The organism is Bradyrhizobium sp. HKCCYLS1011 (genome assembly GCF_051167795.1).
In the GTDB taxonomy this organism is placed as follows: domain Bacteria; phylum Pseudomonadota; class Alphaproteobacteria; order Rhizobiales; family Xanthobacteraceae; genus Bradyrhizobium.
The window spans coordinates 108,335-130,621 of sequence record NZ_JBNPTT010000004.1 but is presented as its reverse complement, the minus strand read 5'-3'; the positions used below and the strand labels follow the sequence as shown (position 1 = coordinate 130,621).

The window sequence follows — 22,287 nt, the reverse complement described above, 5'->3', positions numbered from 1 at the left end:
AAGATATTGGTTTAACTAGGCCACGCAGAGACGAGAGTTCATTGGAACGTGGTGACCCCTATGGGCAAGACCCCAAGAGTTCAGCTCGCGTTTCCCGACCGTAAGGTGTTGAACATGCGGGCGCGTGCAGATGATTGGGTGGAGGTTCTGAGCAAGGAGGAGATCCTCAGAACGCTCGACAAGAATGGGCGCCTCGACGGGCTACCGTTTATGCCGCAGATGTTCAAATATTGCGGCCAGCGCTTTCGGATCTACAAAACCGCTTACAAAACCTGCGATACGGTCAGCGGGAACTATTCAGGGCGACGCCTGCTGGATGGATACCATCTCAGCCTCCGTTGCGATGGTGATGCCTACGATGGATGTCAGGCCGGCTGCCTCATTTTCTGGAAGGTGGCCTGGCTGAAGCCGGTGGATGGACCGGTGCAGGTCCAGTACATGCCAAGGCGGCTCCATTTGTCGAGGGAAGTGGAGCCCCCCAATCGCTGCACGGAGCGCGATGTGCTTGGCGCCACAAAGCACCAAGGCGTTGGCGGCGATGTCAGATATTCGTGTCAGGCGACGGAACTACTCAACTACACACAGCCGCTCGGTTGGTGGGATGCCCGACAATATGTCGAGGCCTATAGAGCCGGCAACCAGACGCTGCAGCAGCTCGCCCGCGGCTTTTGGTATTTGGCCTACTATTATGGAACGCTGGCCTTCAGCGACCGATGGGGTCGCCCCGCCCGTTGGCTCTACAATCGATTTCAGGCGATCACCGGGGGTATTCCGTTCCCCCGAATGAAGGGCACGATCCCCGCAGGTCAATCCACGCCCAGATGCGATCTCGGCCTTCAGCCGGGCGATCTGGTGCGGGTCAAATCCTATGGAGACATCCTTGCGACGCTGGACGGCAGGCTTTCGAACAGAGGCATGTCGTTTGATGCCGAACTCGTGCCCTTCTGCGGCAAGGTCTTTCGCGTCAGTACCCGCGTTGAACGCTTCGTGGACGAAAAGACCGGACAGATGAGGCGGATGAATACGCCGGCCGTGATCTTGGAAGGTACCAGCTGCAAAGCGCTTTATAGCGGTCGGCGGATGTTCTGCACTCGCAGCATCCACTCGTGGTGGCGCGAAATCTGGCTCGAACGCGTCTCCATTGACGCGTGCCCTCGAGCCGCTCTCTCCTCTCACCAAGCCGCTGCGCGCGCTGCGGCCGAACATGTTCACTCAGCATGAACTCAATCAAGACAGTTTCGGTTTGCGGTCTGGGAAAACTGGGCGCGTGCATAGCAGCGACGATGGCGGCTCGCGGATTCCACGTTGTCGGCGTGGATATTGACCGCGAGAAAATCAAAAAGATCAATGAAGGCTTGGCGCCGCTTGACGAGCCGCTGCTCGCAGAAACGATCCGAGCAGGACAGCCCCGGCTCCGCGCCACGCTCGATCCCCGGGAGACCGTGGCTACGGATGCAACCTTCTTTATTCCGCCATCGCCGAGTCTGGCGGACGGAAGCTTTTCCAACGAATTCTTGCTGAAAGCCATGCAGCCGATTGCCAAGGCGATGAAGGACGCCGGCAAAAGAGATCATCTGTTTGTCTGTAGCTCAACGACCACGCCTGGTGCCGTCGACGCGGTCTTGATTCCTATGCTGGAACGCGAACTCGGCGGCGTTTGCGGCCAGGATTTCGGCGTCTGTTACAATCCCGAGTTCATCGCGCTCGGCGACGTCATCAATGGCTTGTTGGACCCGGATCTGGTGCTGATTGGCGAATCGGATCCCCAAAGCGGCGCGGCCCTCGAACAACTTTACACCCAGTATAACCGCAATTCGCCGCGCATCGCGCGCATGTCCATCGTCAGTGCGGAGCTAACAAAGATCTCGCTGAACAGCTACATCACGATGAAGATCAGCTTTACCAATCAATTGCGGCTGATTGCAGCGCGTCATCCACGGGCCGATATCCATGCCATACTCGACGCTCTCGGCAGCGACAGCCGAATTGGAAAAAAATACCTGCGCGCCGGTTTGAGCTATGGAGGCCCCTGTTTCCCGCGCGACAACCGTCTTCTGGCCTACACCGCTCGGCAGGTCGGACTGGAAGCGCCGCTGGCCGAGGCGTCCGACCGCATAAACGAGCGAACCAAGCAAGAGCTTGTCGAAAAGGTCCAGCAAATGGCAAGGCCCGGCGAAGCCGTTGCGGTTCTCGGCGTCTCTTACAAACCGAACACGCATATTACCGAAGAAGCGGCAGGACTTTTTCTGGCGCAGCAGCTCAAACGGCGCGGCTACCGCGTTCTCATCCATGACTTCGCTGCAACACCGGCCAATTCTCCGAGCCTCCACGAGTTCGAACTGATACCCGACTGGGATAAATTCAGGAATGATCCCGGTGTGAGGCTCGCGGTTATCTGCTGTCCGTGGCCCCAGTATCAGGAGTTGGCCCCCACGGCGGGAACGAGGGTATTCACGCCATGGCATTTGTGAATGGAAATCCGATTGATTCCGGTCGCTCCCGCTCCGTGCGAGCCGATGCCGCGTATGCGACCAATGGATCACTGGAAGCCATCAGGCTTTTGGGAACGTCGGTCGCTTGTGCCACTTACGATTCAGCTCTGGAACGCATCGAGGCGCTCGCTCGTGAACCGCGGGCGACCGCGGTCTGCCCCTCCAACACCCACATACTTGGAGAGGCCCGGCACAACTCCGCATTCGCCAAGGTCCTCTCCCGGTTCGACCTGGTCTTGCCAGACGGAATGCCGGTGGTTTGGGCGCTGAACCTGCGTGGCGCCGGCCTGAAGGACCGGGTATATGGTCCTTATTTCATGCGACACGCGTTGCAGCACACGCCGCGCCCCTGGCGCCATTTTTTTTTCGGTGATTCCGAGGACTGCCTGGTCGAACTGCGACGAGCGCTGGTCCAGCTGCAACCGGATATCGACATCGTCGGCATGCTTAGCCCGCCGTTCCGGCCCTTCACGGAGGCCGACGAGGTGTTGTTCGCCGATATCATCAATCGCGCCAATCCGGATTTCGTGTGGGTCGCGTTGCCTGGCGTGCGGATGGAACAGTGGATCATCGACAATCAGCCGCGCTACCGGCGAGGTGTATTCCTTGCCGTTGGAGATGCATTTACGCTGCTGAGCGGTCGCCGCTCTTTCGCTCCGTCGTGGATGCAACGGATGGGGCTGACCTGGGCTTACCGCTTGAGCAAGGAGCCGCTTCGACTGGGCCCGCGATACCTGCGATATCATTCTATCTTTGTCTCTTATTGGCTATGGGATGCCTTGCGCGGGCGGGCTTAGAAGCAGCGGCCACAGGCAAGTGAGCGCCTGATTGAAACGGGCTAGGCGCTCTCAGCTCTCACTTCGGGCCGCAAATACCAGGATAGCCTCGGAGGAAGCGAACCCATGAACGAAGCACAGGTCCAAGCGTTCTGGCAGGCTCATCCTTGCGGTGACCAGCAGGTCGGCGGCCTCGATCATGCCTTCCACGGCGACTACGACGGGTTCTTCCGGCAGTACGACGCCTTCCGCTATGGCCACGAGGCGCACATCCTGGGCTGTCTCGACGACATCGACTTTCGCGGCGCGAAGCTGCTCGAGATCGGCCTCGGCCAGGGGGCAGATTCGGAGCAGATCATCCGCCGGGGAGCGCGCTGGTCCGGGCTGGACCTCACCGCGGAGTCCGTGGCCCGGCTGCGCACCCGGCTGCAGCTGCGCCAGCTGCCCTATGATGAACTAAAGCAAGGCAGCGCGCTGGCCATCCCCTATCCTGACAACACCTTTGACAAGGTGTTCAGTCACGGCGTGCTGCATCATATTCCCGACATTCGGCTCGCCGAGCGCGAGATCGCCCGCGTCCTCAAGCCCGATGGCGAACTGATCATGATGGTCTATGCCAAATGGTCTTTCAACTATCTGGTCGCGATCAGTCTGCTGCGCCGCCTCGGCCTGCTGGTCCTCTGTGGCCTCAATCTCGATCCCGGTGGCGTCTATGGCGATCATGTTGCGAACGCCCGCCGAATGGGACTGACGAACTATTTGAAGATGAGAAACTTCATCAACTGCAACACCGATGGGCCAGACAACCCCTACTCGAAGGTCTATGGCTTGCGGGAAGTGCGTGAGGATTTCCCTTCATTCCAGGTGGTCCGCGCCTATAAGCGCTGGATGCATGGACCGCCGCTGCCCGTATCCTGGCTGCCGCTCGGCCGTCTCCTCGGCTGGCATCTCTGGGTTCATCTAAGGCCGACCAAGCCGGCGCGCTGAATGCCGAGCGAAGCGGCGTCTAGCCACGCAGCCTTCGACGTGCCCTCGCGGTAAGCGCTCCCTGCCACCCATAGCCATCGGCCGCCATCCGCGGGTCATTCTGGCCGACCGACTGGACAGTGATCTTGGCGCTATGTGCGGCCACTAGCATGAGGCATGCCAACTTGCTCATGGTGCCGATCGGCTTGCCCATGGGCGCACCGAAGAAAGCCTTCGTCTGCCGCAGTCGTCGTGAATAGCGCTTGCCGTCAGTGCTGAGGAAGCCTCTCAACTCCTTGAGGTCAAGAGCGGCCGAGACGTTGGCATGGAATCGCTTTAGGAACAATCGTTCGTTTGCGCACCGGAAACGGCCAAGCAGAGCCAGCTCTGCCAGCATCGCACGATCACTGCCGGCGAAATTGGGCAGGAGCGACGTGCGGTGCAGGATCTCTCGACGGACGACGCCGAACATATGAGTCCCCCAGCGGGCGCGCGTGAGTATTTGCCAAAATCGATTGATGGCAGCCGGATCATCGCCGATGCTCGGGACGTCCGCCCAGTAGCGCCTTCCTGTTCCTGGATCGACAAAGCTTCCTGTCTCCTGGTCGAAAGGCAGGAGTTGACTCTTTTCGTCGATGAAGGCGGTAGCGCTGTGGGCCAGAACGATCTCCGGATTATCTTCAAGCAAGCGGACGCACGTTTCCAGGTAGGCCTTGTGGTGCACATCATCGTGGGCCGCCCATTTGAACAAGGGCGCCGTCGAGAGCTCGAACACTCGATTGAAGTTTGCAACAGCGCCGAGATTCCGCTGGTTGCGAATATAACGAACGCGAGCGTCCCAGCGCTCATATTCGCGACAAATCTGCTGGGTGTGATCGATCGAAGCGTTGTCGCAAATCAGGATCTCGAAGTCTTCAAAGGTCTGCGCCAGCAAGCTTTCGAGCAGCTCGGGCAAAAATTCCTCTCCATTGAATACCGGAATTCCGATCGAGAGCTTGGGCATCTAGCTGGAGCTCCGTATCTTGACGCCGTCCGGATCATGTCGGTCACAACAGCTCAGATCAACGGACGCCTGCGTAGTAGCTGCATCGACTTTGGAGGTAATCCGTCGGAACGATCAACTGAACCGCTGAGCATGTCGAACGTCGCTCACCTCGACACGCCCAATCGATCCGCTCCCGAGACACAAGAACTCGGGTACCCCTCGCGATGCTGCCACCCCCTCAGCATCATTTGTCGGATGGGATCAGGCGACCGCTTCGCTCAAGGCCGTTGCGGCGAAAACCATCCCAGTCGGTAACGTCCCGGCCCCAAACGAAGCGAGCCGGACCACTCGTGCTGCGAACACGGTACGTGTTGGCGTCGAACCGGTTGTTGCCCTCGGTGATGATGGCAAAGTTTTCGTCCCCTGGCGCGGTGTCGGACGCGCCCCCGGTGCACGGGGGTCCTTCGAATGTCATTTCGTTACCGTGAACGGTGATGTTGCGCGTTTTGTATATCGCACCTTCCTCGCTCCGGCGTCCTTGATCGATCAGCATGATGCCGCACCCCCCGGGTTCGACCGTCACGACATTGTCGGTCACCTCCACATCCTGAGACGCGGCAATGCCGATATCGGAATGCCAGAACCATCTTCTTCCACTTCCATTGTGCCGCACCACGTTCCTGCGAATCACCGCATTGAACGAAATCTCGTGGAAGATGCCGTTGTACTGATTGTTTTCGACGAGATTGTCTTCGTAGATGACGTTGCGGCACTCGATGTCGCACCATAAGCCGACGCCATTGTTGTCGTGAACGTGATTATGGCGGAACGTGACGCCACTGCTCTGGGCAATCTTGGCTCCGCCTGCCTCCCATTCCGGGTCGAAGCCATAGACGTTGTTCGACCAGACGTGATTATCCTCGATCATGATATCATTGCCGTTGCCGCTGATACCGATCTGCCCATTGTGATGAATGTCGCAATTGTGCACGTGACCGCCGGTCCCGACATTGATTCCGCCCCCGCTGTTGAGGCGCACCACGCAATTTTCCATTGTCCATCTGGCGGCAGCATTCGCGTGGATGGCGCCTTTTTGCGCCGCACTCCCATACTTCTCGATCGTGAGGTTGCTGATCACCACGTCGGGCGCATTGCTTTCGAACGCAAACGCGGCAATTGTTGCTTCGACCTGGTGGTTCGTCGGGTCGTCGGCCAAATAGACTTGGCCACCAGCGTAGTCGATGTAAACGGAATTGTGTGCAAGCGCCCCCTTGCTTGGCACCTTGGTCAGCGGCTTGTCGTCGATGAAAACCGCTTCGGGCTGGTCGCAGGCCGGGGCACTCGGCAGGCATTCGCCGTGTCGGGGAATGCGCTGCAGCTGACTGTTTGCCACCCAATAATTGTTCTCACGCCTGAAGCCGTCCAGCAACCTGCTGCCGTTCAGAACGGCTCCGCTTTCCCCATAGAAGATCTGGCCCGACCGCGGCCGAACGGCTTGCGCTCTGTGAATGCCCTTTTTCAAGCAGAACACGGCGCCCTCGCCGGCCAAATCGACCGCGGCCTGGATCGAACGGCCGGGCTCAATGGCTATCGCATCAGATGGACAAGATGAACTGTTGACGTCGACGAAGGCGGCGGCGGCAGCGACCAACACGCTGCAGAACGCCAGCGTTCCGATGAATGTCCGTCGTGCCGCCGAACTGCGAAGCCATCCTGTCATTGTGCCCATCCTGCACCTCTCGCGTTCTCGAGGGCGACACGACTGCGTACCCTTGACCACCGCGCCAGCCAGCATTCACAGGTCAGATCGATTGTGGGCGGCACTCCAAATCCGAAAGTCATTCTTGCTGAAACCCATTCGACACAGTCGATCCTAGTTCGGCGCCGATCTGAGGTGATCGGCGAGCCGAAGCGAGAGCGCGACGATGGTCAGCGACGGGTTGGCATAGCCACCGGTGGGGAAGACTGAGCCTCCGGCGATGTAGAGGTTCGTCATCTCGTGTACGCGACAGTTTTCATCCACGACTCCGCGCGCGGGATCGCGGTGCATCCGTGTCGTACCGAGATGGTGCCAGTTGCCGAAGACCGCCGGCGAATGCTTCCCAACGGTCGAGATCACCGTGCCCACGCCCGCCTTACGGACGGCCTCGCCGAAGATCTCCATGGTCCGCCGGATCGAGTCCCAGTCGACGCTCGTCAGCCGCCAATCGAGGATTGTCATGGGGACGCCGAGTCGATCTCGGCGTCGCCCCAAGGTCACCCGAGAGACCATTGTCGGCGCCTGCTCGGCCATCACGTCGATGCCGAAGACCTCCGATGGGCGCCCAGAGCGCCAGGTCGCGTAATGGCGGAGGACCTGCGGTGCGCCAAAGATGGCCCGCAGCGCATGCTTGGCCAACCCCGGTGTTGCAACCCCGTGGTGCACCGATCTACGGACGACCTGTGCCGATCGCACGGCTTCCGTCATGCCGGAGCGATAGGTGGGTCGCAGCCGCAGCACGGAATTGAGCAGTCGCTCCGTTCTCAAGGTGCAGTCACTCAAGCGAAACATCGCTTCGACCATGACGTGCTCCCCAATGCGCTGGTGCTCGTACAGCCGGAACGCGCTTCGATCGAGTTCTGGATCTGGAATAAGGTATCCGACCGCGACATCCGGATGTTCCATGAACGAACGGCCCACCAGGTCGCGGCCGTTGCCGATGCCAGCAGGCTGGCTGTCTCTTGAGACCAGCAGCAGACGAGCGGTCTCGATCGCCCCCACAGCGACGACGAACGTCCGCGCGCGGACGCCGAATCGGTTGCCTGACAAGGTCGCGCAGTCCGCCCGGACCAAGCGCCCGCCACTGTCGGCGAGGTGCACGGCGGCTGCGTGGAGCAAGATGCTGACGTTCTCAGCCCGTGCGAAGTCATGCTCGTATCGATCGAATCTGCTGCGCTTGCCAAACTGGAAGATCACCGACTCGACGAGCTTGGGGTCCAGAGGAAGCGGAGCGCCGTAACCCTGCGCTTCCCATGTCTTCGCGTCATAGGCGAACGGGCCCAACGCGCACACCTGTTGGGCCCGTTCGTAGAAGGGGTCGAGCTCCTCCCTGTCGATTGGCCAGCCATGCTCCGGCAAGCCGTCGCGTGTCCCGAAATCGATCGCGTCGAGCGGCCTAGCGTGCACGCCGCGATGTTCGTGCCATGCCCGCGACGAGCCGCCAAACGCGCGTACCCTTGTGAAGCGGAGTGGATAGTAGGGTTGTCCAGCGTTGCGCCCGCCAGCCAGTGCTTGGTCACCTAGCGTATGTCGTCGCAACACCGTCGGTAGGTCGCGAAGGGACTTTGTGAATTCGAGGCCACCTCCCTCGATAACCACGACGCTCTCGGGCCGACCGATGAATTCCCGTGCGATCGTGATCCCTGCAATCCCTGCGCCGATGATGCAGATGTCGGCACGCAGGATCGAGTCCGCAGCGATGGATCTCGCGTCAGTAAACACCCAGCAGCCTCCGATCCTCAAGCATCGTGGAGACGTCAGGGCGATGATGCTTAAGCCAAGACCTGAGCATAAGCACCGGCCAAAGATGGTCAGCGCGATCCCGCTGGCCGGAGAGATGTTCCTGCCACTTCACCCGGATCGGATCTGGGTTCAGGAGCCCTTCCTGGCGAATGGAACTTGGGTGTAATAGGTCCTCTGCCCAATCTCTGAGAGGGCCTCTGAGCCACGTGCTCAACGGCAGATGGAAACCCATCTTAGGTCGCTGATACAATGCTTCGGGAACGTATCGATGGAGGACTCGGCGAAGGATATACTTGCCCGTCTCGCCGCGCACCTTCAGGTCTGGTGACAGAGTGAACGCGAATTCGACGACGCGGTAATCCATGAATGGCGCGCGTGCCTCTACGCTCACGGCCATGCTCGCGCGATCGACCTTCTTGAGCTGCGTGTCTACGAAGGTCGTGACCAGCTCATGAGCGAGCATCCGCTCCAAGATCCCGAATTTGCCGTTCAGCTGAACGAATGCAGCATCGGTTCGCCGTTGTTCGAGATCGTGGCCGACGACTAGGCGGTCACCGGGATCCCAGCGCGTGGATAGTACGCGGTACATCTCTTCGTCGGAGGCAGAGCCCATCCAACGTGCCAGTCGGTGGAGCTTGGCGCCGGGGGTGCGCTCCCGTAGCCGGGAGGGGACCGCCGGCTCGACCATGCCAAAGACCTTGTCCCACGTCGCCGGCGGGATCGCCGTTAGCGCTTGCGCCATCTGCTTACGAATCCCGACTGGCACCCAACCGAGCTGCCGGCACACCCTTGGCAGCCATCGATGGCGGTGGTAGCCCGCGAACAGCTCGTCGCCTCCGTCGCCGCACAATGTGACGGTCACGCTCTGTCCAGCAAGCCGGTAGGCGACGTGATTGGACACATAGGACGGATCGGATTGTGGTTGGTCGGACAGCCGAGCGAGCGACGGGATGAGCTCGATGATGTCGTTCGGCGCCATGTAGAGTTCGGTGTGATCCGAGCCAATGTGAGCGGCAATTTTGCGCGCGGCAGGCGCCTCATCGAGGCCCTGATCGGGGAAGCCGATCGAGAAGCTTCGGATCGTCCTCGGGCTCTCCTGCTGGAGAAGCGCGAGTATCGTCGAGGAATCGATCCCGCCCGATAGCAGAACTCCCAGCGGAACATCGCTGACAGTGCGCAAACGGACCGCGTCCCTCAACAAGTTGTCCAATCTCTCGGTGGCCTCGGCCTCGCTTCCGGAGAAGCGATCGTGATATCCGATCTCGGCCTGGTCGGTTGCCGACCAGTACACGCGCTCATGCGCCTGCAATTTCTGGTCGAACGTCACATACGTTCCTGGGCAGACAGCGCGAACTCCGTGGTAGATGGTGTCCTCGGATCGCCGATGTATCTCACGCAAGTACCGATCCAGCCAGTCGCGGTCGATCGTTAGCATTGCGTCTGGATAGGCGGAGATCGCCTTCAATTCCGAACCAAATACGAGTGCGCCGTTGAGGCGGCCGTAGTAGAGAGGCTTAACGCCCAGTCGATCTCGCACCAGGCACAGCGTCCGCTCGCGCGCATCCCAGAGCGCGAACGCGAACATTCCGTTGAATGACTCGAGCGCTCGGTCGAGGCCCCAGGCTTCAATGGCCGCAAGCATCACCTCGGTGTCCGAGTGACCGCGCCAGCCTGGCGCCAGACCTGCCGACTCCAGCCCGCGAGCGATCGCCACGGAGTTATAGATCTCACCGTTGTAGGCGATCACGAACCGACCCGATGCAGAGTGCATGGGCTGATGGCCTTCGGGTGACAAGTCGATAATCGCCAGCCTTCTATTTCCGAGCGCTACTCCTGCGATCGGGTCGACCCAGGCCCCCCCGTCGTCGGGTCCACGGTGCACAAGGGTGTTCGTCATGCCGACGATATCTCGGCGCATCGCTTCGGGACTGCGCTGTCTGCCGGGATCAAGGAAGCCTGCGATGCCGCACACGAGGAGCCTTCCGGTCTTGATTGTCGATGATCCACCGTTCCATTCGCACGCCGGCTAGCACCATCAACACGAAATCCGGACCGCTGCTTAGAGCTACCCTGGTGGAGAGCAGCGCGGACGTCTTCCGTGTTGTTGAGAGGTACCGTCACCGACATCACCGATAAGCACGGCGCCTTCAGGGGTGCCGCCGACTCTGGGCCGCCAAGTCTGATACGGCCCGGTGCATCGGAACGCCTCCTGGATGAAGGATGAGGCAGTTCGGCTCTGACTGCACTACGGCCTTTGGTGATCTAGCGGCGAACATTTGGGGTACCACCAACGCATGCTGCAATTGGCTACCGGCCGCCCAATTGCGCCCATCCCAATCGAAATTTGTGGGCAGTCTCCGCCGCCGTTCGGCCGCGATCTTACCCAGCAGACAGAACGCATGATGACTTGGCGGCGGCTTGCAGCCGTCGCCGGCGAACCGAGGATCGGTTGAGCAGAAAGCGCCGGGCAGCTAACGGCTACGCGTGACGGGCGACCGAAGGTCGCCTAGAGCGGACGCCGTGGTCTAAAGTTCATCGCACATCTATCGGCGAAAATCCGCGAAGGGCTGAGCGCGATAGACCATCACAGAGCCGACGCCGAAGCCAAAAAGGCACCAGAACCAGATGCCCTGCATCGGACCTTCCAGCACGACGTCGAACGACGCATTGATGAGGATCGCTAGCGTGTAGCAGGCGATGAATATGAACAGTTCGACCCACCGCTCCTGTCCGCGGGCACGGGCCGATAGTATTGCCCGTATCATCAGCGCGAACCAGGATACGAGAACGAGCGCCCACAGCATCAGGCCGGGAATCCCGGCTCGGGCCAACAGAGTCATGTGCGCGCTGTGCGGGCTGCGCGTTGGCGGACGAGGATTGCGTGGGTCGCCTGCGTAGAATCCGTCGGCATCGGCGAGATTGATCCCGAAGCCTCGGCCGGTCCAGAAATTGGGGCCGTAGATAGTATCATTGATGATGACGTCCCACCAATTCAGTCGCCATTGTTTGGTGCCTTCCGCTTGCTCGCCTGATTGTCCGATGATGCTCTTGGCGTTTTCGACGATCTGGTGCGCGCTGACCGGACGATCCATCGAATCCCTGGCTTCCTCGAAATCGCCGAAGGTCGATTCGAGCGCGAGAAGAGCGGCGAATATGCCTATCGACATCACCACGGTCACGAGCATCTGCCGGTACCGCCCGAGTGCAAGCATCGCAATGGCAATCGGCACGATGACAGCAAGCGTTGCGCCGCGATTGGTCGCGCAGACCAAGGCCAGCGTGGCGAACCACAGAACAGCCCAGAGGACTGAGACTCTGCGATAGCCGATCAAAACGAAAACCATGGTGCCCGCCAAGTGCGTCCCGACAGCGCTCGGACCTATATCCACGATCGGCACCGGACCGTACAGCATCGGAATCTCGTCCCCCCAGTATTTGGCGAGCAGTAACCCCACGAACATGGCAGGCAGGCTCGTGAGCATGGTCCCATAATAGCGCAGCACGACGTTGATCCGGCGCGCATCCTCAAGCAACAGACCAATGGTGATGAAGGCAAAACCGCCGTAAATGACGATGGCGCTGTCACGCAGGGCATCGAAACCGTACCGGCCAACGAACGGGAGCGTGCGCACAAGGACCAAGGCCATCAGCGCGATCAGCAGGGTGGCCGGCAACGTCGACACCGCGCCGACAAAAGCGCCACTCCTGAGAAAGACGATGATTCCGCTGAGAAACGTGATCTCGCCTACGTAGAGCGGCGGGAAGCCGAGATAGGCGAAGCCTTTCCCCATCACCGCGTAGCCAAGCAACACGATCGCAAGGAACGCGAGGTATCGATCGCCGTTGATCAGGGAGCTTCGGGATTCTGTCTTGAATGTGTCCGTCAATGTTTCTTGCGTGTCGCGCATTGCTGCAATCGTTCATTGTTCTACGGGAGCACCGAGAGACTTGTCGATCGGAGCTGGACTGACCGCCACGGCAGAGCGCGACGGCGCACGTGATCTTTCGTCGGCGATCAGCCAGACGATTGCGATCACGGCTCCGGTCGCACGCACCAGATTGGCGATCAAGAGAGCGAGGCATGCCCCGAACACGCCGAGCTGGCCGATGAACACAAGGGCCAGCACCGCAGCGGCGCCGACGGCCAGGACATTGACCAAGGAGGCGAGCTTGCCGGCTTCAACGCCGAGCAGCGTCTTGCTGATCATTTCCGCGACGTAGTCGAGCACACCGGCAACAGCGAGGAGTTGCAAGGCTGGGGCCACGGCAAGATACGGCGATGACGAACCATAGGCCATCCGCAGAAGCAGCTCAGGCATTAGAACGGCCACGGCAGAAATGAGCAGCATCGGGCCCAGGCCGAAGAGGACGTAGCCAAGGGCTGCGCGCGAAGCGCCGATCGCACCTCCAGTCCGGTACGCGTGGGCGGCAACTTGCGGTATGGCATTGCCTATCCCCATGATGATGGGGTTCATCATGTTGGCGATGTTCAGGCCGGCCTGAAGCGATGCGGTGGCTGCGGTGCCTGCAACGGCGGCCAGCACCCAGGGAAAGAGCTGAAAGCGGGCAAGCACCAGCCAGTAGTTGATGAGAGACCACTTGCCGATCGAAAGATAGTCGCGCGCCAACCGCCGGGCTTCAGCAACATCCGGCCAAGCAAATCGCAGCTTCGACGCATGCACGATGGCACCGACGCCGAACGTCAACGACATGATGTAGAGCGTCACCGGAAGGCTGATGGCATCGAGCCAAGCCAGCAGCCCGATCAACACGGACTGCCCAACAAAGGCGATACCGTCTCCGGCTACCGCGGCGCGATAGAGGAAGTCGGCAAGTAGGCATCGCCGCGATGTCTCTTGCGCCTGCCAGCACAAATAGCAGAGGCAAGCGGGCAACACGATATTGTCGACTTTTAGCAGCGTGGTTCCAAGCACCATGACCACGACCAGCACCACCGCCAGAGTGGCGGCGAGCAGGATCGTGTTTCCCAGCAGGCTGGCGCGCTCCTCGTCGCTGGCGACACAGAGGCGTACAGACAGCGGATAGGAGATGAGCGAGTAATCAATGTTCCGCAGGATGAAGATGGCGCCGAGGAACAGTGCGAATTCCCCGTACTCCTCTTGGCTGAGCGTGCGCGCGAGCAGCACGTTGAGCAGAAAATTGCCGAGGCTCACCACGCCCTGGTCCACGAGCGTCCATGATGCTCTCTCGATGAGAAGTTTGGTGCCGCCCATGGAATGCTGTCGACAGTCTCTCTCGCGCGGGATCAGTACGGCCGCGCTATTGTGGTTGCGTCTGGTAGACGACCGTCGTGCGTCTAGCTTCCCTGCGGTCGAGTCGAATGGCCAAAGCAATGCCAGCCAGCAAGGCCGAGAAAAACGACAGTCCAAGGATCGCAAACCCGTTGGGACTTGTCGGTGTTTGATTTGGCACGGCCAGCCTGACGCTTTGGTCGCCGGCGATTTCGCTCTGATCACCCTCTTGCGGCTTCAACATCGTCTCCAGTGCGGCGCGCGCGGCATCAAGTTCCGCCGCGGCATGCAAAGCCTTCGGATGCTTGTCGCCGTAGACCGCCAGTTGCTGCTGCAGCTCAGCGTCGGCACCGGCCACCCGGTCCAGCCCGCGCTGGATCGCCTTGTCGCGGAGGTACTGGACGAGGAAGGCGTTGACCACCCGCGCAGCTTCGTCAGGCGACGTGGCCGTGAACGAAATCGAGATGAGGTATGACCGCGTATCATTCATCACGGCGACCTTGTTGCGCAGCATCGCAACCCTCCGGTCGAACGGCGAATGGTTACGGGTTTCCGGCAGCAGCGTGGCCCGAACCCAATCCAGGTTCTGCGTCGTCCATGAGGGGGACTTGGTCGCCTCCGGTCCGAGACGCTTTGCGACCGCCCGCAGGAAGGCGTCGGAACGGATCAGACGTGCCTCGCCGGTGACGATGGCCGCGGCATCGACGCTTGCCAGAGCCACCAATTTCTCCTGATCACGTTTTCCTTGCTCACGCGAGAACAGATTTGGATAGATGAGACCTTCCGCCGAATACTTTCGCGGCAATATCGGTATGATGAAGCACGCGAGCGCGAGCACGAACGCGACCATCGATATGATCAGCCCCTTGTGCCGTGCAATCGATGCCAGTGCTTGGGCGGTCAAATCGTCATAGTGGGCTCGATGGTCCGAGCGCTCGAACTGGAAATCGGGCCGCTTATCCTGATCGAACTTGAGAGGTGTGTTCATCGTCGATCCAATATCTGATTGGAGACGGCCGCGGGGAGCGCTTTTTGACGAGGCCTGCGCGGCAAAGGGGCTACTTCAGGATAAATCGCCAAGCCCCGTCATTTCCCTCGGCAGGATTTGATGGCCTCCAAGGGGTACTCCATACGTGTCGTTGACTCTGTGCGCTCTCACCAACAGGCTTCACCTCTATCCTGCGTCTTTATCCTGCGTCGGCTCAGTTGAAGAATGGGACGACATTAACGGGGGTCCGAGTTTCAGAAGCCAGCAAGTTTGCGTGTTCCGGCGAGACAAGGACGACCGCGTGCTGCAAATTCACGCGCACCAGGTCCGGAATATGACGTTCAATTGGAGGCCGATCCGAAAACCGACAGACAAACAAAACAAAGGCCGTGGAGATGAAGACAGTTCTATTCTGTGGCGGTCTCGGCACGCGTATTCGGGACGTGTCCGAAAGCATTCCTAAGCCAATGATTCCGATCGGGGATAAACCGATCCTTTGGCATCTGATGCACTACTACGGCCAGTTCGGTCATAACGACTTCATCCTGTGCCTTGGCTACAAGGCAAACGTTATCAAGGAATATTTCCTGAACTACAAGCCGCAGACCTACGCCGACTGCGTCGTCACGGGTTTCGGGAATCAGGTCGAGATCCTTGGCGACCGGCAGCAGGACTGGCGCATCGCCATGATCGATACGGGCATGTGGCGCAATATAGGCGAACGGCTGTGGGCCGTCCGAGAGCATCTTGCGGGCGAGGATATGTTCCTTGCCAACTACAGCGACGGCCTCTCCGACCTCGATCTCACCGAGATGACCAAGGAGTTTCGTGCAAGCGGAAAGGTCGCCTGCTTCATTGCGGTACGGCCGTCCTTCAGTCTGCACCTGGTCGACATGCAGCCAAGCGGGAAAGTCGAGCGCATCCGCGCCAGCCAGGATGCCAATCTCTGGATCAATGGGGGGTTCTTCATTTTCCGCAAGGAAATATTCGACTACATGCGTGACGGCGAAGAACTCGTCGAGGCTCCATTTCGGCGCCTGATTGAAGCCGACCAGCTCATGGCTTTCCGGCACGACGGCTTTTGGCGACCGATGGATACGCTGAAGGACAAGCAGGTCCTTGAGGACCTCGTCGAGAAAGGCAAGATGCCTTGGCTCCGCTATTGGAATTTGGCTTCCCGCGCTGCAGCTGATGCAAAAAGGAAGATAGGATGAAGCTCATCGAACTTGCTGGTTCGGGCGAGCGTCTGTCCGTCCTTTGTATCGGAGCTCATTCGGACGACATCGAGATCGGCGCGGGTGCGACGGTCCTCGGCTGGATCGAGCACGGCGTGCGGTTGGACGTGCATTGGGCGGTGCTCAGTGCCAGCGGTCTACGTGCCGGCGAGGCGCTTGCATCGGCCAAGGCATTTCTGGCCGGCGCCGCCCAATCGGTCATCGAGGTGGCAGAGTTCAAGGACGGGTTCTTCCCGTACCAGGGAGCCGAAATCAAGATTTGGTTCGAGGGGCTGAAACGGCGCGTATCGCCGGATGTGATCCTATGCCACTCGCGCAATGACGCGCATCAGGATCATCGCGAGGTGTCGATGCTGACGTGGAACACGTTTCGCGACCATATGATCCTGGAATACGAGATCCCGAAATGGGACGGGGACCTAGGCCAGCCGAACATCTTCATTCCGGCAAGCAAGGTGCTCATAGAGCGGAAGGCGACGTTGCTTCGCGAGCATTTCGGAACGCAACGCTCGAAGGACTGGTTCGACGCACAGACATTTCTCGGCTTGGCGCGGCTGCGGGGCGCGGAGTGCCGGGCACCGGACGGATTCGCGGAAGCATTCCACATGCGCAAGCTCGTGCTGCAGTGAACAGGATGGTGGCTCATGCGTGTAATGGTCACAGGACATTTGGGTTATATCGGGACCGCTATGGTCCCGAAGCTACTGGCGTCCGGCCACGACGTGATCGGACTCGACAGCGATCTTTATGAGAATTGTACATTCGAGGCGGGGGGCAGCATCTTGAAGGTGCCGACTATCCGCAAAGATATCCGCGACGTCACGCGCAATGATCTCGAAGGGCTCGACGCCATTGTCCATCTGGCCGCTTTGTCGAACGACCCACTGGGAACTTTTCGTCGCAAGCTGACATACGAGATAAATCACCGTGCCAGCGTGCGCCTCGCCGTACTCGCCAAGGAGGCGGGCGTCGGGCGGTTCTTGATGGCGTCGTCGTGCAGCAATTATGGACAGGCCGGCGAGGCCATGCTCGATGAAACCGGGGCGCTGAACCCGGTCACCGCGTATGGCGAATCCAAGGTCCTGTCGGAGCGCGATATCGCTCCGCTCGCCGATGACGAGTTCTGCCCGGTCTACCTGCGTCCGGCAACCGCCTACGGCGTCTCGCCACGCATCCGTTTCGACATCGTGCTCAACAATTTGGTGGCATGGGCGGTCACCAAGGGTCTGATCTATTTGAAGTCGGATGGAACGCCCTGGCGGCCGATCGTCCATATCGAAGACATTTCGCGCGCTTTCGTGGCAGCGCTGGAGGCGCCGGCGAACCTGGTCATAAATCAAGCGTTCAATGTCGGCCAGACCGCACACAATTACCGCATTCGCGATATCGCTGCGATCGTCGCCGACACCGTTCCCGGCTGCAAGCTTCAATTCGCTCCGGACGCAAGCCCGGACACGCGCTCTTACCGTGTGAACTTTGACAAGATCGCGCGCGTCCTGCCCGGCTTCAAGCCGCAATGGGATGCTCGACGGGGCGCCGCGCAGCTCTACAACGCTTTCCGACAATCGAAGCTGACGCTGGAGGAGTTCGAGGGGGCACGTTACCAGCGCATAGGTCAGATCCGGAAATTGGTTGCCGATGGCGTCATCGCCGACGATCTGCGGCGGCGGCCCGCGGCCGAGCGTGAAGCCGATCACGAGCTTGCTGTTGTCAATGGTTAAGCCGAGGGCGAATAATGATCTTTACCGAGACAAAGCTCAAAGGCGCCTTCATCATCGATCTCGACCGCAAGGTGGACGAACGGGGGTTCTTCTCGCGCGCCTTCTGCCAGAACGAATTCCGCGATCATGGGCTAAGGTCTGTGATTGCGCAGGCCAACATCGCTTCGAATACGAAGAAGGGCACACTACGCGGCATGCATTTCCAGTATCCGCCGGCTGCCGAGAGCAAGCTGGTGCGATGCACGCGCGGAGCCATTTTCGACATTATCGTTGACTTGCGGCCCGAGAGCCCGACCTACCTCGAGCACATCTCCGTCGAGCTCAACGAGGACAACATGACAGCGCTATACGTGCCGGAGCGTTTTGCGCACGGCTATCAAGTGCTACGCGACGATACGGATACGAGCTACCAGGTCGGCGAGTTCTATACTCCCAGCGCCGAGGGCGGGCTCCTGCACGACGACCCGCGGTTAGGTCTCACATGGCCCCTGCCGGTTTCGGTGATCTCATCGAAAGATCGGGCGTTTCGCCCGTTGCATGACGTCGAAGACGACGTGAAGCGCAGGATGTCTCTCGATATCGCTGCAGCTGCATGACGATTTTGCCGATGAAGGCTTTCGGTTGCGGGTGAGGTGTGTGGCGGCGGAGGACGGATATGTGGATCGTCGATACGGCGCTGAAGGCGCGTGCAGATCAGAATCGGCCGATCCGCGTCGGCATCGTCGGCGCCGGCTTCATGAGCCAAGGCCTTACCAATCAGATTGTCAACAGCGTACCAGGCATGCGCGTAGTCGGCATATCGAACCGGCGGCCCGAGAGAGCCGTCGAGGTGCTCAAATATGCCGGCTGCGAGGACATTGTCGTGGCCGACGCGCAGCTGAAGTTCGACAATGCCGGCGCGCGCGCTCGGCCCGTGGCAACCGCAGATCCGATGCTGCTCGCGCGCTCGCCGTATGTCGACGTGCTCGTCGACGTCACAGGTTCCGTCGAGTACGGTGCCCATGTCGTGCTTGAGGCCTTCAGGCATGGGAAGGACGTCGTGTTGATGAATGCCGAGCTCGATGGCACCATCGGCCCCATCCTTCAGACCTATGCCGACCAGCATGGCGTGATCCTGACTGGCTGTGAGGGCGATGAGCCCGGCGTACAGATGAACCTTTACCGCTGGGTCAAAGGTCTCGGACTTACGCCGCGCCTGATGGGGAATGTGAAGGGCCTGCAGGACCCCTATCGCACCCCCACCACGCAACAGGGCTTTGCCGAGCGCTGGGGGCAGAACGCCGCAATGGTGACCAGCTTTGCCGACGGCACCAAGATCAGCTTCGAGCAGAGCGTCGTTGCCAATGCGACGGGCTTCAAGGTGCGCGCGCGCGGCATGTCGCGCGGCCTAAAGTACGAAGGGGACGTTCTCAAGATCGGCGAATTGTATGATGTCGAGGAATTGCGCAGCCTTGGCGGCGCCATCGACTACGTGGTGGGCACGCCGCTGACGAAGGTGTATTGCCTGGCCGAGCATCCCGACCCCCGGCAGCAACATTATCTAAATCTCTATAAAATGGGACCGGGGCCACTCTATTCGTTCTTCATTCCCTATCACCTCGTGCATTTTGAAGCGCCGAACGCGATTGCGCGCGCGGTGCTGTTTCGCGATCCCACAACCAGGCCGCTCGAGGGTCCGGTGGTCGAAGTCTGCGCCGTCGCCAAGCAGGATCTCAGGGCTGGCGAAGTGCTCGACGATTACGGCATGTACATGACGTACGGGGAAGCCGTAAACGCTGACGAGATGAGCGCGGGTCGTTATTTGCCGGAAGGTCTGGTGCGGGGATGTCGGTTGAAGCGGAGCATCACCAAGGACACCGTTGTTACATATGACGACGTCGTGCTTCCGGCGGGACGCTTGGCGGATCGCCTGCGGGCGGAACAGTACTGCAAGTTCCGAGGTGAGACCTGGCTCAGGGATCTCTCGATGACCCAGCAGGCTGTGGAACAGCCGCGACAAGATGCAGTTTTGGTCAACTAACGACGTCTTTGTCGTCGACATTCCTTACGATGATTGTTTCTATTCGGCCGTGGACCCGGTCAGCGGTCTTATGCCCGCGCACATTCCTTGAAGATCCCGCCTTCTCGGCCTTGCGGGTCGCCCGGGCTTCCGGGTCGAGGTCGACCCAGTGCGCACCTGGAGCCGCGCAGCACCGCGCGCAGTCCGCGCGTCTTTCAATAAAACATCCTTGAGAGAGCCAAAGCGAGAGAGCCAAGCGGTGAATCAAATAGCGTCGGCTCAGGCCATGCACCCTTGGCGCTGACCAGTTTGTGACTTTCGCTCAGACGGTTGGCTATCCGAAGCACATCGGATAGGTGCGCGTCCCACGACGGCAGTACGGCCGGACGATCTCTCCAAGGTCTACCAGATGCTGGAGCCTGCGCCCGTCGTCCTGCTGACGACGGCCAGCAAGGGCCGGCCAAACGTCATGACCATGTCATGGCACATGATGATGGAATTTGAGCCTCCGCTGGTCGCCTACGTCGTCAGCGAAGCCAATTTCAGTTTCGCCGCTCTTCGTTCCACAAGTGAAGCCGTCATCGCGATTCCGGCCATTGGCTCGGCGGATAAGGTCGTGAAAGTGGGCAACTGCTCCGGCCGGAACGCCGATAAATTCCGGTGCTTCGGATTGACGCCCCTGCCCGCCGACCAGGTCAGCGCTCCCCTGATCAAGGAATGCTTTTGCAACCTCGAATGCGCGGTGAAGGACATGCGGCTCGTGAAGCACTACAATCTTTCTATTTTGGAGGTCCTGAAGGCCTGGAGAGACCCGACCCAGAAGAATCCCAAAACCCTTCATCACCGAGGCTTCGGATCGTTCGCTGTCGACCGCCCGATCATCAAACTACGCTCCAGGACCAGATAAACATCCCGAGCGCGGTCCACCGGCCGCTCACGTCGCGGTGGCCGAGACGAGCTCAACTGATGCGACAATCCGACGCCTGAGGGCAGACGATGCGGCGGCCTTCAAAGCCATTCGCTTGGAGGCGCTGAAAGCAAATCCGGAATTGATCGGGAGCACGTTCGAGTTGGAGGACAGCCTGGACGTGACATGGTTCGCGGCCCGGCTCGAGGACACACACGTCCTGGGCGCGTTTCAGGACGGCGCGCTTGTCGGGACTGTGGGCTTCGCTATCCAGCAAGGACCGAAGAATGTCCACAAGGGCCGGATGTTCGGCATGTACGTTCGACCAAGCGCGAGACAGCTCGGGATCGCGCGGCTGTTGGTGAATGCGCTGCTGGACGTCGCGCGCGGGCAAGTCGGACTGATTCAGCTGACCGTCGTCAGCGACAACCAAGCGACCCGGAGGCTCTATGAGAGCGTCGGTTTCCTGGAATTTGGCAGGGAGCCGAAAGCCTCGAAATACGGCGATCGATACTTCGATGAATCACATATGGCGCTCGACTTCGGTCGTGCGGAAGACTTCGGCTGAAGGGTCACAACCGGGCGCCAAGAACTCGTCTGCGCCGCCAGCGCAGATATCAGCCCGTGCGACCCGACGGGCAAATCGCTCCCGCGCAAATCGCCGGCGTCGTTGCGCGATGCGCAGGCTCGTCGCGCGCAAGCCGGGATGATTGGCATCCCCAACCGCATGCGCCGAAAAACTCATTTCGTGCGCCGGTTCGAACACATCCCGCTGTCCAGCCCTTCCAGCAGAAAAATTTCCGTTTCTCTTTTTCCGAAATCATGTTTGTCTATCGCCGTCCCGTCTCGATTAAGAGGGGCGCTTCGCGGTCGTCACGAACGCTGAGGCGGGATGCGGTGGGCGTGTCGATGTTGCAGCGTGGGTTGCCTCACGCCGACGAACAGCAGCGATGCGCACGGTCAAGTCGCGTGGTCCTGGCATCCCGACGCTGATGCCGCGCTGATGCGCAAGCATCATGCGCAATACGGTGGCCAACAAGCCCGGCGCACCGGGGAGAACGCGAAGCAGCCGTGAAAACCATCGCGCGGGGAATGCCGGGTGTCCCGGCTGAGCCCGTGGTGACTGCCGCCTGCTTTTTTCGTTGCAGGCGGGCCATGGGTGCGGCCAGCGCCCGGCATTCCCCGTGCCCTCTGTGTTTCGAGGGCGGTCCTTCAGCACAGCTCGGACGCGCCAGGCGCGCCGGGAGATAGCGAGCCCAGGTCTGCTAAATCACGTCCGCTAAATCATGTCCGCCGATCATGCCAGCGACGTCAGGCCAATCCGCGGCCGAACATCGACGCACCGCAGCGCAGGTGTCATCCCGGCGCCTGTTCGCGGTCGCGACGCGAGGACAGCGCGCCGAGACCGCCTGCCTGGAGGCCTGCACAACGCAAGCTGCCGTCTCGTCGACCGGCGCCTGCGAT

General features: G+C 60.3%; 18 protein-coding genes. 11 read left to right on the top strand and 7 right to left on the bottom strand.

The features are described from left to right. Positions 1-60: 60 nt before the first annotated feature. From ACQR1W_RS13575 to ACQR1W_RS13560, 4 genes are all read left to right on the top strand, one after another. Complete coding sequence (locus tag ACQR1W_RS13575) at positions 61-1,221, top strand: hypothetical protein (RefSeq protein WP_434851257.1); 1,161 nt, start codon at positions 61-63, stop codon at positions 1,219-1,221. Further along, positions 1,218-2,471, top strand: coding sequence for a nucleotide sugar dehydrogenase (locus ACQR1W_RS13570; RefSeq protein ID WP_434851256.1), 1,254 nt, complete (start codon positions 1,218-1,220; stop codon positions 2,469-2,471). Before ACQR1W_RS13575 ends, ACQR1W_RS13570 begins: the two co-directional genes overlap by 4 nt. After that, positions 2,459-3,289, top strand: coding sequence for a WecB/TagA/CpsF family glycosyltransferase (locus ACQR1W_RS13565; RefSeq protein ID WP_434851255.1), 831 nt, complete (start codon positions 2,459-2,461; stop codon positions 3,287-3,289). The genes ACQR1W_RS13570 and ACQR1W_RS13565 overlap by 13 nt, the downstream gene beginning before the upstream one ends. Positions 3,290-3,394: 105 nt before the next feature. Continuing rightward, on the top strand, positions 3,395-4,255 hold the full coding sequence (locus tag ACQR1W_RS13560; RefSeq protein ID WP_434851254.1) for a class I SAM-dependent methyltransferase: 861 nt from the start codon (positions 3,395-3,397) through the stop codon (positions 4,253-4,255). A gap of 19 nt (positions 4,256-4,274) precedes the next feature. Here ACQR1W_RS13560 and ACQR1W_RS13555 read toward each other — a convergent pair whose 3' ends face one another. From ACQR1W_RS13555 to ACQR1W_RS13525, 7 genes are all read right to left on the bottom strand, one after another. Then, the gene (locus ACQR1W_RS13555) at positions 4,275-5,237 is read right to left on the bottom strand and encodes a glycosyltransferase family 2 protein (RefSeq protein ID WP_434851253.1); all 963 of its coding nucleotides are present in this window, start codon (positions 5,235-5,237) and stop codon (positions 4,275-4,277) included. A gap of 226 nt (positions 5,238-5,463) precedes the next feature. Further along, a complete protein-coding gene (locus tag ACQR1W_RS13550) occupies positions 5,464-6,939 on the bottom strand; it encodes a right-handed parallel beta-helix repeat-containing protein (protein ID WP_434851252.1) in 1,476 nt (491 codons plus the stop codon). Between the two features lie 153 nt (positions 6,940-7,092). Further along, entirely contained in the window at positions 7,093-8,700 is a 1,608-nt protein-coding gene (locus tag ACQR1W_RS13545; protein ID WP_434851251.1) for a GMC oxidoreductase, read from the bottom strand. Then, complete coding sequence (gene asnB, locus ACQR1W_RS13540) at positions 8,690-10,693, bottom strand: asparagine synthase (glutamine-hydrolyzing) (RefSeq protein WP_434851250.1); 2,004 nt, start codon at positions 10,691-10,693, stop codon at positions 8,690-8,692. Before asnB ends, ACQR1W_RS13545 begins: the two co-directional genes overlap by 11 nt. Positions 10,694-11,264: 571 nt before the next feature. Further along, positions 11,265-12,629 carry an O-antigen ligase family protein gene (locus ACQR1W_RS13535; protein ID WP_434851249.1) on the bottom strand — a complete coding sequence of 455 codons (1,365 nt, stop codon included), beginning with the start codon at positions 12,627-12,629 and terminating at the stop codon, positions 11,265-11,267. Between the two features lie 12 nt (positions 12,630-12,641). After that, positions 12,642-13,955, bottom strand: a complete 1,314-nt coding sequence (locus tag ACQR1W_RS13530) for a hypothetical protein (RefSeq protein ID WP_434851248.1) — start codon at positions 13,953-13,955, stop codon at positions 12,642-12,644. A 46-nt stretch (positions 13,956-14,001) separates the two neighbouring features. Further along, entirely contained in the window at positions 14,002-14,961 is a 960-nt protein-coding gene (locus ACQR1W_RS13525) for a hypothetical protein (RefSeq protein ID WP_434851247.1), read from the bottom strand. 395 nt (positions 14,962-15,356) lie between these two features. Here ACQR1W_RS13525 and ACQR1W_RS13520 point away from each other — a divergent pair, with 395 nt between their 5' ends. From ACQR1W_RS13520 to ACQR1W_RS13490, 7 genes are all read left to right on the top strand, one after another. Further along, the gene (locus ACQR1W_RS13520; protein ID WP_434851246.1) at positions 15,357-16,175 is read left to right on the top strand and encodes a sugar phosphate nucleotidyltransferase; all 819 of its coding nucleotides are present in this window, start codon (positions 15,357-15,359) and stop codon (positions 16,173-16,175) included. Beyond that, positions 16,172-16,825, top strand: a complete 654-nt coding sequence (locus ACQR1W_RS13515; protein ID WP_434851245.1) for a PIG-L deacetylase family protein — start codon at positions 16,172-16,174, stop codon at positions 16,823-16,825. The genes ACQR1W_RS13520 and ACQR1W_RS13515 overlap by 4 nt, the downstream gene beginning before the upstream one ends. Positions 16,826-16,840: 15 nt before the next feature. Then, positions 16,841-17,917, top strand: coding sequence for an NAD-dependent epimerase/dehydratase family protein (locus tag ACQR1W_RS13510; protein WP_434851244.1), 1,077 nt, complete (start codon positions 16,841-16,843; stop codon positions 17,915-17,917). A gap of 14 nt (positions 17,918-17,931) precedes the next feature. Further along, positions 17,932-18,513: a dTDP-4-dehydrorhamnose 3,5-epimerase gene (rfbC, locus tag ACQR1W_RS13505; RefSeq protein WP_434851243.1), complete on the top strand. Its 582-nt coding sequence runs from the start codon at positions 17,932-17,934 to the stop codon at positions 18,511-18,513. A gap of 59 nt (positions 18,514-18,572) precedes the next feature. Beyond that, positions 18,573-19,937, top strand: a complete 1,365-nt coding sequence (locus tag ACQR1W_RS13500; protein ID WP_434851242.1) for an NAD(P)H-dependent oxidoreductase — start codon at positions 18,573-18,575, stop codon at positions 19,935-19,937. 388 nt (positions 19,938-20,325) lie between these two features. Then, positions 20,326-20,823 carry a flavin reductase family protein gene (locus tag ACQR1W_RS13495; RefSeq protein ID WP_434851241.1) on the top strand — a complete coding sequence of 166 codons (498 nt, stop codon included), beginning with the start codon at positions 20,326-20,328 and terminating at the stop codon, positions 20,821-20,823. 37 nt (positions 20,824-20,860) lie between these two features. Continuing rightward, complete coding sequence (locus ACQR1W_RS13490; RefSeq protein ID WP_434851240.1) at positions 20,861-21,391, top strand: GNAT family N-acetyltransferase; 531 nt, start codon at positions 20,861-20,863, stop codon at positions 21,389-21,391. The last annotated feature ends 896 nt before the right edge of the window (positions 21,392-22,287 follow it).